The sequence below is a fragment of the Pseudomonas sp. BJa3 genome, assembly GCF_026343815.1.
Taxonomy (GTDB): Bacteria; Pseudomonadota; Gammaproteobacteria; order Pseudomonadales; family Pseudomonadaceae; genus Aquipseudomonas; species Aquipseudomonas soli.
Genome location: NZ_JAOXMC010000597.1, coordinates 1 through 231, shown reverse-complemented (window position 1 = coordinate 231; position 231 = coordinate 1). Strand labels below are relative to the sequence as shown.

The 231-nt window shown below is 60.6% G+C and carries 1 protein-coding gene; it reads right to left on the bottom strand.

What is annotated here, in order from left to right; genetic code table 11:
* The coding region (locus OH705_RS28930; protein WP_267303663.1) for a 50S ribosomal protein L10 at positions 1 to 231 on the bottom strand (231 nt) is incomplete at both ends.

Genomic DNA, 231 nt, shown 5'->3' with positions numbered 1-231 from the left:
AGCAGCGGCGCCCGGGTGTTCGTTGGAGAAAGCGATCAGTGTCGGGCCAGTGAAGGCGTCGTTGAGGACACTGAATTCAGAGTCGGCAACAGCGCGCTTGAGCCGGGTGTTACGTACGACACGTACGTATACGCCAGCTTCACGAGCCTCGTTACGGAGTCCGGTGATTGCGCCTACAGTCACACCACGGGCATCAGCCACGACAGCGGACAGAGCGACTGTGTCAGCCTC